The 15719-nt window shown below is 71.5% G+C and carries 15 protein-coding genes; 8 read left to right on the top strand and 7 right to left on the bottom strand.

The features are described from left to right. Positions 1–179 precede the first annotated feature (179 nt). Positions 180–1409, top strand: a complete 1230-nt coding sequence (locus tag OTB19_RS02605; protein ID WP_267796285.1) for a nucleotide sugar dehydrogenase — start codon at positions 180–182, stop codon at positions 1407–1409. A 187-nt stretch (positions 1410–1596) separates the two neighbouring features. After that, positions 1597–2070 carry a hypothetical protein gene (locus tag OTB19_RS02610; protein WP_267796286.1) on the top strand — a complete coding sequence of 158 codons (474 nt, stop codon included), beginning with the start codon at positions 1597–1599 and terminating at the stop codon, positions 2068–2070. Between the two features lie 77 nt (positions 2071–2147). Here OTB19_RS02610 and OTB19_RS02615 read toward each other — a convergent pair whose 3' ends face one another. From OTB19_RS02615 to OTB19_RS02630, 4 genes are all read right to left on the bottom strand, one after another. Continuing rightward, positions 2148–3272 (bottom strand): GuaB3 family IMP dehydrogenase-related protein, encoded by a 1125-nt coding sequence (locus OTB19_RS02615; RefSeq protein ID WP_267796287.1) that lies wholly within the window; start codon positions 3270–3272, stop codon positions 2148–2150. A 183-nt stretch (positions 3273–3455) separates the two neighbouring features. Continuing rightward, entirely contained in the window at positions 3456–4961 is a 1506-nt protein-coding gene (gene guaB / locus OTB19_RS02620; protein WP_267796288.1) for an IMP dehydrogenase, read from the bottom strand. A 161-nt stretch (positions 4962–5122) separates the two neighbouring features. Beyond that, positions 5123–5752 (bottom strand): sigma-70 family RNA polymerase sigma factor, encoded by a 630-nt coding sequence (locus OTB19_RS02625; protein WP_267796289.1) that lies wholly within the window; start codon positions 5750–5752, stop codon positions 5123–5125. A gap of 264 nt (positions 5753–6016) precedes the next feature. Then, the gene (locus OTB19_RS02630; protein ID WP_003948568.1) at positions 6017–6628 is read right to left on the bottom strand and encodes a response regulator transcription factor; all 612 of its coding nucleotides are present in this window, start codon (positions 6626–6628) and stop codon (positions 6017–6019) included. Positions 6629–7008: 380 nt separating this feature from the next. Here OTB19_RS02630 and OTB19_RS02635 point away from each other — a divergent pair, with 380 nt between their 5' ends. Beyond that, positions 7009–7335 (top strand): WhiB family transcriptional regulator, encoded by a 327-nt coding sequence (locus tag OTB19_RS02635; protein WP_030230767.1) that lies wholly within the window; start codon positions 7009–7011, stop codon positions 7333–7335. A 167-nt stretch (positions 7336–7502) separates the two neighbouring features. On the opposite strand, the gene OTB19_RS02640 is transcribed toward OTB19_RS02635, so the two are convergent. Continuing rightward, a complete protein-coding gene (locus OTB19_RS02640) occupies positions 7503–8402 on the bottom strand; it encodes a LysR family transcriptional regulator (protein WP_267796290.1) in 900 nt (299 codons plus the stop codon). A 79-nt stretch (positions 8403–8481) separates the two neighbouring features. On the opposite strand from OTB19_RS02640, the gene OTB19_RS02645 reads away from it, so the two are divergent. From OTB19_RS02645 to OTB19_RS02655, 3 genes are all read left to right on the top strand, one after another. Continuing rightward, positions 8482–9189: an MOSC domain-containing protein gene (locus OTB19_RS02645; protein WP_267796291.1), complete on the top strand. Its 708-nt coding sequence runs from the start codon at positions 8482–8484 to the stop codon at positions 9187–9189. 67 nt (positions 9190–9256) lie between these two features. Then, entirely contained in the window at positions 9257–10030 is a 774-nt protein-coding gene (locus tag OTB19_RS02650) for an SDR family NAD(P)-dependent oxidoreductase (RefSeq protein ID WP_267796292.1), read from the top strand. A 133-nt stretch (positions 10031–10163) separates the two neighbouring features. Beyond that, positions 10164–10865 (top strand): ester cyclase, encoded by a 702-nt coding sequence (locus OTB19_RS02655; protein WP_267796293.1) that lies wholly within the window; start codon positions 10164–10166, stop codon positions 10863–10865. Between the two features lie 126 nt (positions 10866–10991). Here the strand turns inward: OTB19_RS02655 and groL are convergent, their stop codons facing one another. Beyond that, positions 10992–12620, bottom strand: a complete 1629-nt coding sequence (gene groL, locus OTB19_RS02660; RefSeq protein ID WP_053682585.1) for a chaperonin GroEL — start codon at positions 12618–12620, stop codon at positions 10992–10994. Between the two features lie 144 nt (positions 12621–12764). Next, positions 12765–13073, bottom strand: coding sequence for a co-chaperone GroES (gene groES / locus OTB19_RS02665; protein ID WP_053682586.1), 309 nt, complete (start codon positions 13071–13073; stop codon positions 12765–12767). A 492-nt stretch (positions 13074–13565) separates the two neighbouring features. On the opposite strand from groES, the gene OTB19_RS02670 reads away from it, so the two are divergent. Next, positions 13566–14246, top strand: a complete 681-nt coding sequence (locus OTB19_RS02670) for a response regulator transcription factor (protein WP_267796294.1) — start codon at positions 13566–13568, stop codon at positions 14244–14246. Further along, positions 14239–15597 (top strand): sensor histidine kinase, encoded by a 1359-nt coding sequence (locus OTB19_RS02675; RefSeq protein ID WP_267796295.1) that lies wholly within the window; start codon positions 14239–14241, stop codon positions 15595–15597. Before OTB19_RS02670 ends, OTB19_RS02675 begins: the two co-directional genes overlap by 8 nt. Positions 15598–15719: the final 122 nt, after the last annotated feature.

Raw genomic sequence — 15719 nt, forward strand, 5'->3', positions numbered from 1 at the left:
TCTGACCTTCCGCGCACACATCGGCCACCGCCTGTGGACAACACAACGGTAGCCACCACCTCACAATGCGACATATCTGTCATATATACGCCTAGTCTGACATTGCGCCTGCTCCAGCCCTCCACAGGACTTGCGCGCCCAGCCCCCTCATGCAAGGGAAGGGAAGGGACGGCACCTCCATGCCCGCAGATCTCGCCGTCATCGGACTCGGCCACCTCGGCCTCCCTCTCGCTCAGGCGGCCGTCGCCGCCGGAATCGAGACCGTCGGCTTCGACAGCGGTCCGACCACGGACAGCACCCTCACCGCCGCCGAGATCCGCCGCATGTCGGCGGCCGGCTTCCGGGTCACCACCAACCCCGCCGAACTGGGCCGGGTCCGTACCGCCGTCATCTGCGCCCCTACCCAGCTCGGCGCCGATCGTGCGCTCGATCTCTCCGCGGTCGGCGACGCGGGCCGCGCGCTCGCCGCCCGGCTGCGCCCGCACACCACCGTCATCCTGGAGTCCGCCGCCCATCCGGGGGTCACCGAGGACTACCTGCGCCCGATCCTCGAAGCCGGTTCGGGGCTGCGCGCGGGCCGCGACTTCCACCTGGCCTACTCCCCCAGCCGGCACGACCCGGGCAACCGCACGCACGGGATCTCCAACACCCCCAAGGTGATCGGCGGCCTCACGCCCGCCTGCACCGAGTCCGCGCACGCGTTCTACGCCCGCCTCACCGAGAAGGTGGTGCGCGCCCGCGGCCTGCGCGAGGCCGAGACCGTGCAGCTGCTGGAGACCAACTACCGGCACGTGAACATCGCCCTCATGAACGAGATGGCCGTCCTGTGCCACGACCTCGGGGTCGACCTGTGGGACGTCATCCGGTGCGCCGAGACGAAGCCGTACGGGTACCAGGCGTTCCGCCCCGGCCCCGGCGTCGGCGGCCACGGCGTCCCGCTCGACCCGAACTACCTCCCCCACACCACCCGCACCCCCGGTCACCCGCTGCGCATGGTCGGCCTGGCCCAGGAGATCAACAACCGGATGCCGCAGTACGTCATCCAGCGCTCCGCCGCCCTGCTGAACGAGCACGGGAAGTCCGCCCGCGGCGCCCGGGTCCTGCTGCTCGGGGTGACGTACAAGCCGGACCTCGCCGACCAGGAGGGCTCGCCGGCGCGCGAGATCGCCAGCCGGCTGATCGACCTCGGGGCCCAGATCAGCTACCACGACCCGTACATCCCGGCCTGGCGGGTCCGCGACCAGCCCGTCCCGCGCGCCGACTCGCTGTACGAGGCCGCCGCCAACGCCGACCTGACGATCCTGCTCCAGCACCACCGCACCTACGACCTGCAAGGTCTGGCCGTCAAGGCGCAACTCCTGCTGGACACCCGGGGCGCCAGCCCGATCGGCGCGGCGCACCGCCTCTGACACCTCGCGCCAGCCCCCGGAGCGGCCCTCGCCGGCCGCTCCGGGGGCTGTCGGGCGCGGTCCCCCCGATAAATCCCCCGCCGAATGTCAGAGCCTGCTGTTAGCCTGCGGCGTTCTTATCTCGCACATACGTCCCGGTGGACACCGGTGACCCACACGTGTGCCGTGTTCCCTGGGGGGATTTCTCATGAGCCAGCAGTTCCAGCCGCCCGCGCCCGACTCCTACACCGCCGCTCCCGCCCCCGCCCCGGCGCGCGGCGGCAATGTCGGCCTCGGCATCCTGGCCGCCGTCGTCGCCGCCCTGGTCGCGGCCGGCGCGTACGGCGGCATCATGAACGCCATCGACCGTCAGGTCGGCTACGCCGCGGTCGGCGTCGGGCTCCTCGTCGGCCTCGCCGCCGGCAAGGTCGGCGGCAGGAACCCGGCCCTCCCCGTGGTCAGCGCGATCCTCTCGATCGGCGCCGTCTACCTCGGTCAGCTGTTCTTCATCGCGCTCGCCCTCGCCGACTACGCCCACATCGGCGTCGCCGACGTGCTGAGCGACCCGGGCATCGGCGGCCTGAACGACATCTGGAAGGAGTCGGCCGAGGCCATGGACTACCTCTTCCTCGGCATCGGCGGCTTCGTCGCCTTCGGCGCGGCCAAGAAGGTCAGCGACTGACACCGGTCCCGCACACGCCGGAGGGCCGGCACCCCGATCGGGGTGCCGGCCCTCCGGCGTACGGGCGTGGAAGCCGGTCAGCGGCGGTGCTGCGAGTCCGCGACGGTGACCTCGACCCGCTGGAACTCCTTGAGCTCGCTGTAGCCGGTGGTGGCCATCGAGCGGCGCAGCGCGCCGAAGATGTTCATCGAGCCGTCCGGGGAGTGCGACGGGCCGGTCAGGATCTCCTCGGTGGTGCCCACCGTGCCGAGGTCGACCTTCTTGCCGCGCGGCACGTCCTCGTGGACGGCCTCCATGCCCCAGTGGTTGCCCTTGCCGGGCGCGTCCGTGGCACGGGCCAGCGGGGAGCCCATCATCACGGCGTCCGCGCCACAGGCGACGGCCTTCGGGATGTCGCCCGACCAGCCCACGCCGCCGTCGGCGATGACGTGCACGTAGCGGCCGCCGGACTCGTCCATGTAGTCGCGGCGGGCCGCGGCCACGTCCGCGACGGCGGTGGCCATCGGGACCTGGATGCCGAGCACGTTGCGCGTGGTGTGCGCGGCGCCGCCGCCGAAGCCCACCAGCACACCGGCCGCGCCGGTGCGCATGAGGTGCAGGGCCGCAGTGTAGGTGGCGCAGCCGCCGACGATGACCGGGACGTCCAGTTCGTAGATGAACTGCTTGAGGTTCAGCGGCTCCGCGGCGCCGGAGACGTGCTCGGCCGACACCGTGGTGCCGCGGATCACGAAGATGTCCACGCCGGCGTCGACGACGACCTTGGAGAACTCGGCCGTGCGCTGCGGGGACAGCGCGGCGGCGGTGACGACACCCGAGTCGCGCACCTCCTTGATGCGCTGCCGGATCAGGTCGGCCTGGATCGGCGCGGCGTAGATCTCCTGGAGGCGGCGGGTGGCGTCCTCCTCGTCCAGCTCGTTGATCTCGTCGAGCAGCGGCTGCGGGTCCTCGTAGCGGGTCCACAGACCTTCGAGGTTCAGCACGCCGAGGCCGCCGAGCTCGCCGATCCGGATGGCGGTCTGCGGGGAGACCACGGAGTCCATGGGGGCGGCCAGGAAGGGGAGCTCGAAGCGGTACGCGTCGATCTGCCAGGCGATCGAGACCTCCTTCGGGTCCCGCGTACGCCGGCTCGGGACGATGGCGATGTCGTCGAACGCGTACGCCCTGCGGCCGCGCTTGCCGCGCCCGATCTCGATCTCAGTCACGTGTGGTGGCCTTTCCTCTGGGTCTGCCCGTCCAGTATCCCCGAACCCCGGGGGCCCGCGTTCCGGTGACCGCTGTACGGACGCGGTCCGGCCGAGCGCCGACGCGATCCCGGGGTCCGGGAAGGGTGAAGGGCGGCCCCGGATCGACCGGAACCGCCCCGTTCACGCGTGTGCGCGGGCCGCTCAGCCCTTGCGGGAGTAGTTCGGCGCCTCGACCGTCATCTGGATGTCGTGCGGGTGGCTCTCCTTGAGGCCCGCCGAGGTGATCCGGACGAACCGGCCGCGGTCCTGGAGCTCGGGAACCGTGCGGCCGCCGACGTAGAACATCGACTGGCGCAGGCCGCCGACGAGCTGGTGCACGACCGCGGAGAGCGGGCCGCGGTACGGGACCTGGCCCTCGATGCCCTCGGGGATGAGCTTGTCGTCGCCGCCCACGCCCTCCTGGAAGTAGCGGTCCTTGGAGAAGGACTTCTGCTCGCCGCGGGACTGCATCGCGCCCAGCGAGCCCATGCCCCGGTAGGACTTGAACTGCTTGCCGTTGATGAAGAGCAGCTCGCCCGGGGACTCCTCACAGCCCGCGAGCAGGGAGCCCAGCATCACCGTGTCGGCGCCCGCGACCAGGGCCTTGGCGATGTCGCCGGAGTACTGGAGGCCGCCGTCGCCGATGACCGGTACGCCTGCGGCCTTGGCGGCCAGCGCGGCCTCGTAGATCGCGGTGACCTGCGGGACGCCGATGCCGGCGACGACGCGGGTGGTGCAGATGGAGCCGGGGCCGACGCCGACCTTGATGCCGTCGCAGCCGGCGTCGATGAGCGCCTGGGCGCCGTCGCGGGTGGCGATGTTGCCGCCGATGACGTCGACGGAGGAGTTCGACTTGATCTTGGAGACCATGTCGCCGACGAGACGGGAGTGGCCGTGGGCGGTGTCGACGACGATGAAGTCGGCGCCCGCCTCGATGAGGGCCTGGGCCCGCTCGTACGCGTCGCCCGCGACACCGACGGCCGCGCCGACGAGCAGCCGACCGTCCTTGTCCTTGGCGGCGTTCGGGTACTTCTCCGCCTTGACGAAGTCCTTGACCGTGATCAGGCCCTTGAGGATGCCCGCCTCGTCGACCAGCGGAAGCTTCTCGATCTTGTGGCGGCGCAGCAGCTCCATGGCGTCCACGCCGGAGATGCCGACCTTGCCCGTGACCAGCGGCATCGGGGTCATGACCTCGCGCACCTGGCGGCTGCGGTCCGACTCGAAGGCCATGTCGCGGTTGGTGACGATGCCGAGCAGCTTGCCCGCCCCGTCGGTGACCGGGACGCCGGAGATGCGGAACTTCGCGCAGAGCTGGTCGGCCTCGCCGAGGGTGGCATCCGGGTGCACGGTGATCGGGGCGGTGACCATGCCGGACTCGGAGCGCTTCACGAGGTCGACCTGGTTCGCCTGGTCGACGATCGAGAGGTTGCGGTGCAGGACGCCGACGCCGCCCTGGCGGGCCATCGCGATGGCCATCCGCGCCTCGGTGACCTTGTCCATGGCCGCGGACAGCAGCGGGACGTTGACGCGGACGTTGCGCGAGATGAGGGAGGAGGTGTCGATCTGGTCCGGCGCCATGTCCGACACGCCCGGGAGCAGCAGCACGTCGTCATACGTGAGGCCGAGTGTGGCGAATTTGTCGGGCACTCCATCGGCGTTCACAGTCATGACACCTTCCCAAATGGTCTTGCTCAGCGCGGATGTCCATGCTAACGGGATCGCGACGCGTCTCATTCCACGACCAAGGTCAAGCAGAAGTTTCGTCGTTTCCTACTACTGGACTCCTGCGGACGGACTCCTGCCCCGGGACCCCGACCGCGGCCGGCGGTCTACTGCTCCGCGAGTGCCCGGAGCCGACTGAGCGCCCTGTGCTGGGCCACGCGCACCGCGCCGGGGGACATCCCGAGCATCTGCCCGGTCTCCTCCGCGGTCAGGCCGACGGCCACCCGCAGCACGAGCAGTTCGCGCTGGTTCTCGGGCAGGTTGGCCAGCAGCTTCTTCGCCCAGGCCGCGTCGCTGCTGAGCAGCGCGCGTTCCTCCGGGCCGAGTGAGTCGTCGGGCCGCTCGGGCATCTCGTCCGACGGGACCGCCGTGCTCCCCGGGTGCCGCATGGCGGCCCGCTGAAGATCGGCGACCTTGTGCGCGGCGATGGCGAAGACGAAGGCCTCGAAGGGGCGCCCGGTGTCCCGGTAGCGCGGCAGCGCCATCAGGACGGCGACACAGACCTCCTGCGCCAGGTCCTCGACGAAGTGGCGAGCGTCACCCGGAAGGCGGGACAGCCGGGTGCGGCAGTAGCGGATCGCGAGGGGGTGGACGAAGGCCAGCAGATCGTGCGTGGCCTGCTCGTCGCCGTCCACGGCCCTGCGGACGAGAGCGCTGACGGCCCCGGCTCCGCCGCCCCTGGCGGTGCCGGTGGAGCCTGTGGCCGCGGGTGACCCCGGGGCCTCGTCGTCGCGCATCAATCCATGGTGCCTTGGCGCGGGTGCATTCGCGGCACCGTCGTCCTTGTTGTGCATCGAAGCGTTATGAGCGGGTGCGCCAGAACTCATCGCCTGCGCCCTCCCCTCCGCTCGGCCCGAATGGTCCCTAGGCCACATCTTCGAGAATGCGGCACACCCTCAAGGATGCGGCATCGCGCACGAAGCGACACGTCCCCCGGATTGTGCCCCGCCAATCCCCGGTTTCGCACCGGGTCCGGGCGGGACACTCTCAACGGTCCGCGATCAGCGGACCAGGCCCCATCGGAACCCGAGCGCCACGGCGTGCGCACGGTCCGAGGCACCCAGCTTCTTGAACAGCCGACGGGCGTGCGTCTTGACCGTGTCCTCGGAGAGGAAGAGCTCGCGCCCGATCTCCGCGTTGGACCGGCCGTGGCTCATGCCCTCCAGGACCTGGATCTCGCGCGCGGTGAGCGTGGGCGCGGCGCCCATCTCGGCCGAGCGGAGCCGGCGCGGGGCCAGTCGCCAGGTCGGGTCGGCGAGGGCCTGGGTGACCGTGGCCCGCAGTTCGGCGCGCGAGGCGTCCTTGTGCAGGTATCCCCGGGCGCCGGCGGCGACCGCGAGGGCCACGCCGTCCAGGTCCTCGGCGACCGTCAGCATGATGATGCGGGCGCCGGGGTCGGCCGAGAGCAGCCGACGGACCGTCTCGACACCGCCCAGGCCGGGCATCCGTACATCCATCAGAATCAGATCGGAACGGTCGGCACCCCAGCGGCGGAGGACTTCCTCGCCGTTGGCTGCCGTCGTCACACGCTCGACGCCGGGCACGGTGGCAACCGCGCGACGGAGCGCCTCTCGGGCAAGCGGGGAGTCGTCGCAGACGAGGACGGATGTCATGACCGCCCTCCGCAGCTGCTGATGCGCGTCACCTTGTGCCTCCAGGCTGGTACGTATCGTCACCTGTGCGGTCGATGCCCCCGGACACCTGTCCGAGAACTTATTGGTTCAACCGCCTTCGCACTCTCAACGATGGTCACTCGAAAGAGTTACGGGTCGGACGGACACCTTCGGCACTCTACGTGAGGAAGCGATCACGACGTCGGAGGCGCGGGCGGCCTGTCCTCCATCTGGAGCTATGCCCTATTTGGCGGCTTTCCTTCCATTTGGCACGTGTCTGAGGCTAGATTCCCAATGAGTCATATTTACATCTACTCCGACAGTAGGTGTGGAGACATGGACCGTATCCGCCTCAGTACCGGCACCAAGAGGGACTACCAATGGCAGATTTCTCCCGCCTCCCCGGACCGAACGCCGACCTCTGGGACTGGCAGCTGCTGGCTGCCTGCCGCGGGGTCGACAGCTCCCTCTTCTTCCACCCGGAAGGCGAGCGGGGCGCGGCCAGGAGCGCGCGCGAGGCCTCGGCTAAAGAGGTCTGCATGCGCTGCCCGGTCCGTTCGGAATGCGCCGCGCACGCCCTCGCCGTCCGCGAGCCCTACGGGGTGTGGGGCGGCCTCACCGAGGACGAACGCGAAGAGCTGATGGGTCGAGCCCGGCACCGCCTGATCCCCGCGTCGAGCACGATCGGCCCGATCGCACCGCACTAGCCGGTTCGCACGAAACGCCCGAAGGAACGTTTCCTCGAATCCGTGACGCTCACGTACGCGCCACGGACCCCACGGGTCCGGTCCGTCACCCGCCCGGCCGTACCGCCGTCCGGCAGGCGCCCGACGGACCGCCAGGCGGGGGCCACCCGGCCCCCGCCTGGCGCCCGTCAACGCGTCGCGGCCCGCTCCAGCTGGGTCAGCGTCGCCGCCACGGCGGGGACCCTCGCCAGGTCGGCCAGGGTCAGCGCCACGACCTCCCGCTCCACGGCGGGCTCCACGGCCACGGTGCTCACCCCCTTGGCCCGTACCGACTCCACGGCGAGCTCGGGCAGCACCGCCACGCCGAGCCCCGCGCCCACCAGGCCGACCACGGCCGGGTAGTCGTCGGTGGCGAAGTCGATGCGCGGGGTGAAACCCGCGTCCTCGCACACCTCCACCAGGTGGCGGCGGCAGCGCGGGCAGCCCGCGATCCAGGGCTCGTCGGCCAGCTCGGCCATGCCCACCCGCTCGGCCCCGGCCAGCCGGTGCCCCTCGGGGACCAGACCCACGAGGCGGTCGGTGAGCAGCGGGCGCACCACCAGGTCCTCCCATTCGGCCGCGGAGGCAGAGGAGCCCCCGTACCGGAAGGCCAGCGCCACGTCGCAGTCGCCCTCGCGCAGCATCTCGACCGAACGCGGCGGCTCGGCCTCGACCAGGGAGATCCGGGTGCCCGGGTGCTGGGCGCGCATGGCGGCCAGTGCGGTCGGCACCAGCGTGGAGCTGCCGCTGGGGAAGGAGACCAGCCGCACCCGGCCGGCGCGCAGCCCGGCGATGGCCGCGACCTCCTCTTCGGCGGCGGTCAGTCCGGCCAGGATTCCGGCGGCGTGCCGGACCAGGGCCTCACCCGCCTGGGTCAACCGCATCTCCCGGCCCGTACGGATCAGCAGCGGGGTGCCGGCCGACTGCTCCAGCGCCTTCATCTGCTGGGACACGGCCGGTTGGGTGCAGCCCAGCTCGCGGGCGGCGGCGGAGAAGGAGCCGGTCCCGGCGACGGCGCGCAGAACTCGCAGATGACGTGCTTCGATCACCCTTCGAGCATAAGGGCATCTTTGACCGTGGCGCCAATAATCAGCGGACCCTTTGAGGAGCCTCGACTAGCGTGTCCGCATGCATCTCATCTCCGTGAACGTCGGCCGCGCGAAGTCCGTCGGGTACTCCGACTCGAAAAACGGACTGACCGGCATCGGCAAACGCCCCGTCCCCGGCCCGGTGCGGGTCTTCGCTCCGGGCCCCAAGGGTGTCGGGGCGAGCGGCGTCGAGGGGGACGACGTCTGCGACCTGCGCCACCACGGGGGTGAGCACCAGGCCGTGTACGCGTACGCCCGCGAGGACCTGGACTGGTGGGAGGGCGAGTTGGGGCGCCCGCTGGCCGGCGGGTTGTTCGGCGAGAACCTCACCACCTCCGGCATCGACCTGAATTCGGCACGCCTCGGCGAGCGCTGGCGGGTGGGGCGCGACCTCGTCCTGGAGGTGGCCTCGGCCCGCATCCCGTGCCGGACGTTCCAGGGAGCCTTGGGCGAGCGCGGATGGGCGAAGCGGTTCACCCGGGAGGCCCGGCCGGGTGCGTACCTGCGGGTGATCGAGGAGGGCTCGGTGTCGCCGGGCGACGCCGTCGAGGTGCTGCACCGGCCGGACCACGAGGTGTCGGTGGAGTTCTGGTTCCGCGCCTTCACCACCGAACGGGCCCTGCTTCCGCGCACCCTCGCGGCGGGCGCGGCGCTGGAACCGGCCGCGCGGGAGACCGCGCGCACATACGACCTGCGCCACGGTTCCCCGGCGGCGCGGGTCGACTCCGGTGCGGCGGGCGGGGCCTGACACGGGGTCCGGCGGACCGGACGGGACCCTGACGACAGGGCCCCGCGGCGGCGACTAGGTTGCGCACATGACGACTGCGTTGATTACGGGATCCACGGCGGGCATCGGCGCCGCCTTCGCCCGGCGGCTCGCCGCCCAGGGCCACAACCTCGTGCTGGTGGCCCGCGACACCAAGCGACTCGCGGAGCAGGCCACCGAGTTGCACGACCGCCACGGCATCGAGGCCGAGGTGCTGACGGCCGACCTCTCCACCGACGCGGGCATCGCGGCGGTCGAGGCCCGTCTCGGCGACCGCACCCACCCCGTGGACCTGCTGGTCAACAACGCGGGCTTCGGCAACAAGGGCCGCTACCTCGACGTTTCCATGGCCGACGAGTTGACCATGGTCAAGGTGCACATCGAGGCCGTGCTGCGGCTGACCTCGGCCGCCGGCGAGTCGATGCGCTCGCGCGGTCGCGGCGGCGTGATCAACGTGGCCTCGGTCGCCGCCTTCCTGCCGCGCGGCACGTACGGGGCGAGCAAGGCCTGGGTCGTGCAGTTCACCCAGGGCGCGGCGAAGGACCTGGCGGGTTCCGGGGTGCGGCTGATGGCGCTGTGCCCGGGCTTCGTGCGGACGGAGTTCCACGAGCGGGCCGGCATGGGCACGGACAACATCCCGGGCTGGCTCTGGCTGGACGCCGACAAGCTGGTGGCCTCGGCGCTGGCCGACCTGGCGCGCGGCAAGACCGTGTCGATCCCGGATCCCCGCTACAAGGCGCTGATGGGCGTGGTGAAGCTGACTCCGCGCGGGCTGCTCGGCGGCATGTCCTCCCGTACGGGTCGCAAGTACGGCCCGCAGTAGACGACCCGCGGCAGTACGCCCGCAGTGACGCGGACGTCCGCCGCGGCGGGACACATCCGAACCAACCAAACCCGCCAAACGGGTGAAATCTCCCTAAACTGGACCTGTCCCATCCAGTGCGGGAGGCGACACCATGACATTCGTACAGGTGATCGATTACGAGACCACGCGGTTCGACGAGATGAACGCCCTCATCGACCGCTGGGCGCAGCAGGCAAGCGGCCGGCGCACGGTCACGCACACCATGATCGGCAGGGACCGCGAGACGCAGACGCACTACCTCGACCTCGTCGAGTTCCCCTCGTACGAGGACGCCATGAGGAACTCCCGACTCCCCGAGACGGAAGGGATGTTCCAGGAGATGGTGGCCCTCTGCGAGGGCATGCCGACGTTCATGAACCTGGACGTGGTCCGGAACGAGCACCTCGACAAGCTGCTCGTGACCCGGATCTTCGAGGAGGTCGCGGAGAAGGGCGATTTCGCGGTCGTCGACGAGTGCGTCGCGGCCGACTACACCGACCACGACATCATGGCGGCGCCCGGCACGGGCGACGGCCGGCAGGGCATGAAGCGGACGATGGGCATGTGGCGGGACGCGTTCGACTTCTCGTTCGACCTGCACCGTCAGATCGCCGAGGGCGACTGCGTCACCACCCTGTGGGCCTGGACCGGCACCCAGAAGGGCGAGTTCATGGGTGTCCCGCCGACCGGGAAGGAAGTCGCGATGTCGGGCTGCACGACCTTCCGCATCGAGAACGGTCAGGTGGCGGAGGGCTGGTGGTACTACGACGCGCCGGGCCTCATGCGGCAGATGGGCATGACGGACGCCGCCTGAGCCGACGCCCGCCGGGACCCGGACACGGGGAAGGCCCCGGTCCCCCACCGCTCGGCGGTGATTGACCGGGGCCTTCCCTCGGATCAGCGGGGCCCGCCGAAGCGGCGGGCGCCCTGCGGCTCAACCTCAGTGGCTGTGGCCGTGACCGTGGCCGTGACCGGCGTCGCCCTCTTCCTCGGCCGGCTTCTCGACGACCAGGGTCTCGGTCGTGAGCAGCAGCGAGGCGATGGAAGCGGCGTTCTCCAGCGCGGAGCGGGTGACCTTGACCGGGTCGATGACGCCGGCCTTGACCAGGTCGCCGTACTCGCCGGTGGCCGCGTTGAAGCCCTGACCCTTGTCGAGCTCGGCCACCTTCGCGGTGATGACGTAGCCCTCGAGGCCGGCGTTCTCGGCGATCCAGCGGAGCGGCTCGACGGCGGCGCGGCGGACCACGGAGACACCGGTGGCCTCGTCGCCGGAGAGGCCGAGGTTGCCCTCGAGCACCTTCACGGCGTGGACGAGGGCGGAGCCACCGCCGGAGACGATGCCCTCCTCGACCGCGGCGCGGGTCGCCGAGATGGCGTCCTCGAGGCGGTGCTTCTTCTCCTTGAGCTCCACCTCGGTGGCGGCGCCGACCTTGATGACGCAGACGCCGCCGGCGAGCTTCGCCAGGCGCTCCTGCAGCTTCTCGCGGTCCCAGTCCGAGTCCGTGGACTCGATCTCGGCCTTGATCTGGTTGACGCGGCCGAGGACCTCTTCGGAGCTGCCGCCACCGTCGACGATGGTGGTGTCGTCCTTGGAGATGGTCACGCGGCGCGCGGTGCCCAGTACGTCCAGACCGGCCTGGTCGAGCTTGAGGCCGACCTCCTCGGCGATGACGGTGGCACCGGTGAGGGTGGCCATGTCCTGGAGCATCGCCTTGCGACGGTCGCCGAAGCCGGGGGCCTTGACGGCGACCGCGTTGAAGGTGCCGCGGATCTTGTTGACGACGAGGGTGGAGAGCGCCTCGCCCTCGACGTCCTCGGCGATGATCAGCAGCGGCTTCGAGGCGCCGGCCTGGATGACCTTCTCCAGCAGCGGCAGGAGGTCCTGGATGGAGGAGATCTTGCCCTGGTTGATCAGGATGTACGGGTCGTCGAGGACGGCCTCCATACGCTCCTGGTCGGAGACCATGTACGGCGAGAGGTAGCCCTTGTCGAAGGCCATGCCCTCGGTGAACTCCAGCTCCAGGCCGAAGGTGTTGGACTCCTCGACGGTGATGACACCGTCCTTGCCGACCTTGTCCATCGCCTCGGCGATGAGCTCGCCGACCTGGGTGTCCTGCGCGGAGAGCGCGGCCACGGCGGCGATGTCGGACTTGTCCTCGATCGGACGCGCGGTCGCGAGGAGCTCCTCGGACACGGCCTTGACGGCGGCGTCGATGCCCTTCTTCAGGGCGGCCGGGGAGGCGCCGGCGGCGACGTTGCGCAGACCCTCGCGGACCAGCGCCTGGGCCAGCACGGTGGCGGTGGTGGTGCCGTCACCCGCGATGTCGTTGGTCTTGGTCGCCACCTCCTTCACGAGCTGCGCGCCCAGGTTCTCGTACGGGTCGTCCAGCTCGACCTCGCGGGCGATGGTGACACCGTCGTTGGTGATGGTGGGGGCGCCGAACTTCTTGTCGATGACGACGTTGCGGCCCTTGGGGCCGATCGTCACCTTGACCGTGTCGGCAAGCTTGTTGACGCCGCGCTCAAGGGCACGACGGGCGTCCTCGTCGAACTTCAGAATCTTCGGCATGGAAGCGGTTCAGCCCTCTCGATAACTCGGGTTCAACGAACTGCGCCCCTCGCCGCCCGGCAATCAGCGGGGTGACCAGGGGCGCAGCTCAAAGCAAAACTGGTGAAGAGGAAGAGGATCGCTCCTCTTGCCTGCTTCGTTCGACTACTTCTCGACGATCGCGAGTACGTCGCGAGCCGAGAGGACGAGGTATTCCTCGCCGCTGTACTTCACTTCGGTGCCGCCGTACTTGCTGTACAGCACGATGTCGCCGACGCTGACGTCCAGCGGGAGACGCTGGCCGTCCTCGAAGCGACCCGGACCGACCGCGAGGACGACGCCCTCCTGGGGCTTCTCCTTCGCGGTGTCCGGGATGACCAGGCCGGAAGCCGTGGTCTGCTCGGCGTCGAGCGGCTGGACCACGATGCGGTCCTCGAGCGGCTTGATGGCAACCTTGGAGCTGGTGGTCGTCACGATCCGACCTCCCCCTTCGGAGATCCGGGGTTAACTGTCTGAGGTGGCGACCAGGTCGATCCGTCGTCGCGGGTGCCGGACCTGCCTGTCGCTGTGTTGGCACTCACCAGGGGCGAGTGCCAGGTGCGACACTATTCCGGCGATTAGCACTCGGTCAAGCGGAGTGCCAATTTGCCTCCCGGCGAGGCGCGCGCCGAGCCGGCCGCCGGGGGCCCTCCGGCCCTGCGGGCGGGGGGTTCCGGGCCTCTGCGTCGACTCCCCCGGAAGTCGCCCCACTTGTCCCTCGGGCAGGCGTTCGGCGTGATCGCCCCCGGCTTCGGCCTCCGGAACCTCCGCACCCCCGCCCGTGCGGCCCGGCGCGGCCCTGCGGTCCGGCCCGGGGCCGCTTCCGCGCCGGCGCCGGCCGTCCGAGGTCCGCGCGACGCACCCCTGTGTCGGGTCCGGCTCCGGGCCCGACATCGGCTCCGGCGACCGATATGTGACGCTTGAGCCGTGCGCATCCTGGTGGTCGAAGACGAAGAGGGCCTGGCCGAGTCCCTGCGGCTCGGCCTGTCCGCCGACGGTCACTGGGTCGAGGTCGCCCACGACGGACACCGCGGCCTCGACCTCGCGCTGACCGGCGGCCCGTACGACGCCGTGCTCCTCGACCTGATGCTCCCCGGCCTCGGCGGCCACGAGATCTGCACCCGCCTGCGCGCCCACGGCGACCGCACGCCCGTGCTGATGCTGACCGCCAAGGACGGCGAGCACGACGAGGCCGACGGGCTCGACGCGGGCGCCGACGACTACCTCACCAAGCCGTTCTCGTTCGTCGTGCTGGCCGCACGGCTGCGCGCGCTCGCCCGCCGCGCCGGCACCCCGCAGGTCGGCGTCCTGCGGGCCGGCGATCTCGTCCTGGATCCGTCCGGTCGGCGCTGCCGGCGCGGGGAGCGGGACATCGAACTCACCGCGCGCGAACTCGGCGTGCTCGCCTGCCTGATGGAACAGCCGGGCCGGGCGGTCGCCAAGCAGGACATCCTCGACGAGGTCTGGGACGTCCCGCACGCCATCGACCCGAACATCGTCGAGGTGTACGTGTCCTCGCTGCGCCGGAAGATCGACGCGCCGTTCGGGCGCCGCTCGATCCTCACCGTGCACGGGACCGGCTACCGGATGGCGCCCGACGGTGGTTAGGACGGTCCGGGCCCGGGCGGCCGCGGCCGCCGCCCTCGCCATGGCCGCGGTGCTCGGCGCCGGCGGGCTCTGGCTGTACACGCTGCTGCGGGCCAACCTGCTCGACAACACCACCGGACGCACGGAACTGGCCGCACGGAAGGTCGTCGCGCAGCTCGACACCCGGACCCTGCCTCCCGACGGCCGACTGGCCGCGCCCGACGGCGGGGTGGACCTGGTCCTCGTCCGGGACGCGGCCGGGCGGACCGTCGCCGGCAGCGGGGATCCGCGCGGCGCCCCGGACCTCGACGGACCGCGCCCGGCGGCCGGGGAGGACTCCCGGTCGGCCGTGGTGCCCGTGGGGCGCGCCGGTTCGGAGCGGGGGGCGGCGGTGGTGGTCCGCTCGCCGGGGCCGCCCGGGGGCCGGGGCCCGTACACCGTGTACGCGATGACCGTCCTGCGCGACGTCGACGACGCGACGCGGGCCATCGGGGTCGGGCTGCTCGCCGGCGCGCCCCCGTTGATCGCCTTCGCGGCGGCGCTGGCCTGGTGGGTGACGGGGCAGGCGCTGCGCCCGGTCACGGCGATCCGCACCGAGTTGGCGGCCGTCACGGCGAGCGAGCTGGGGCGCCGGGTCCCGGATCCGGGCGGGGCCGACGAGATCGCGCGGCTCGCCCGGACCGTCAACGACACCCTCGACCGGTTGGAGCGTTCCGACGCCCGGCAGCGGCAGTTCACGGCGGACGCCTCGCACGAGCTGCGCAATCCCCTCGCGGCCGTGCGGTCCCGGCTGGAGGTGGCCCTCGACCGGCCCGACCGGGCCTCGGTGGCGGCCGCGCTGGCCGACACCGAGCGGCTCCAGCGGATCGCGGCGGACCTGTTGCTGCTGGCCCGACTCGACGGTGGTCCGCCGCCCCGGTCCGAACCGGTGGACCTGGCGCTGCTGGCGGCGGAGGACGTGGCGCGCAGGGCGGCGCCCCGGGTGCCGGTGCGGCTGGAGGCGGGGGCGGCCGTACCCGCGTACGGGGATCCGGCGCGGCTGGAGCGGGCGCTGGCCAACCTGGTGGACAACGCGCTGCACCATGCCCGCGCGGGGGTCGTCGTACGGGCGGCCTCGGACGGGGCGTGGCGGGTGCTGGAGGTGTCCGACGACGGCCCGGGGATCCCGGAGGCGGACCGGGAGCGGGTGTTCGCGCGGTTCGTCCGGCTGGACGCGGACCGCGGGCGCGCGAGCGGCGGGACGGGCCTGGGGCTGCCCATCGCCCGGGAGATCGCCCGCGCCCACGGCGGTGACGTGCGGGCGGGGAGCGTGCCGGGCGGTGGCGCCCGCCTCGTGCTCCGGATCCCCCGCCCCGGATCCGGCCCGGCCTGAAGCGCGTCGCGGGCCCGGATCCGGCCTGGCCTGGCCTGGCCTGGCCTGGCCTGGCCTGGCCTGGCCTGGCCTGGCCTGGCCTGAAGACGGTTTCAGGACCCTCAGGTTTCCTTCAGCGGGGC

It is taken from the genome of Streptomyces sp. H27-H5, from assembly GCF_026627505.1.
In the GTDB taxonomy this organism is placed as follows: domain Bacteria; phylum Actinomycetota; class Actinomycetes; order Streptomycetales; family Streptomycetaceae; genus Streptomyces.

Bases quoted from the DNA above. Each gene is read 5' to 3' on its own strand.
- OTB19_RS02605 (WP_267796285.1), top strand. From the start codon at position 180: ATGCCCGCAGATCTCGCCGTCATCGGACTCGGCCACCTCGGCCTCCCT.
- OTB19_RS02610 (WP_267796286.1), top strand. From the start codon at position 1,597: ATGAGCCAGCAGTTCCAGCCGCCCGCGCCCGACTCCTACACCGCCGCT.
- guaB (WP_267796288.1), bottom strand. From the start codon at position 4,961: ATGACTGTGAACGCCGATGGAGTGCCCGACAAATTCGCCACACTCGGC.
- OTB19_RS02625 (WP_267796289.1), bottom strand. From the start codon at position 5,752: ATGCGCGACGACGAGGCCCCGGGGTCACCCGCGGCCACAGGCTCCACC.
- OTB19_RS02630 (WP_003948568.1), bottom strand. From the start codon at position 6,628: ATGACATCCGTCCTCGTCTGCGACGACTCCCCGCTTGCCCGAGAGGCG.
- OTB19_RS02635 (WP_030230767.1), top strand. From the start codon at position 7,009: ATGGCAGATTTCTCCCGCCTCCCCGGACCGAACGCCGACCTCTGGGAC.
- OTB19_RS02645 (WP_267796291.1), top strand. From the start codon at position 8,482: ATGCATCTCATCTCCGTGAACGTCGGCCGCGCGAAGTCCGTCGGGTAC.
- OTB19_RS02650 (WP_267796292.1), top strand. From the start codon at position 9,257: ATGACGACTGCGTTGATTACGGGATCCACGGCGGGCATCGGCGCCGCC.
- OTB19_RS02655 (WP_267796293.1), top strand. From the start codon at position 10,164: ATGACATTCGTACAGGTGATCGATTACGAGACCACGCGGTTCGACGAG.
- groL (WP_053682585.1), bottom strand. From the start codon at position 12,620: ATGCCGAAGATTCTGAAGTTCGACGAGGACGCCCGTCGTGCCCTTGAG.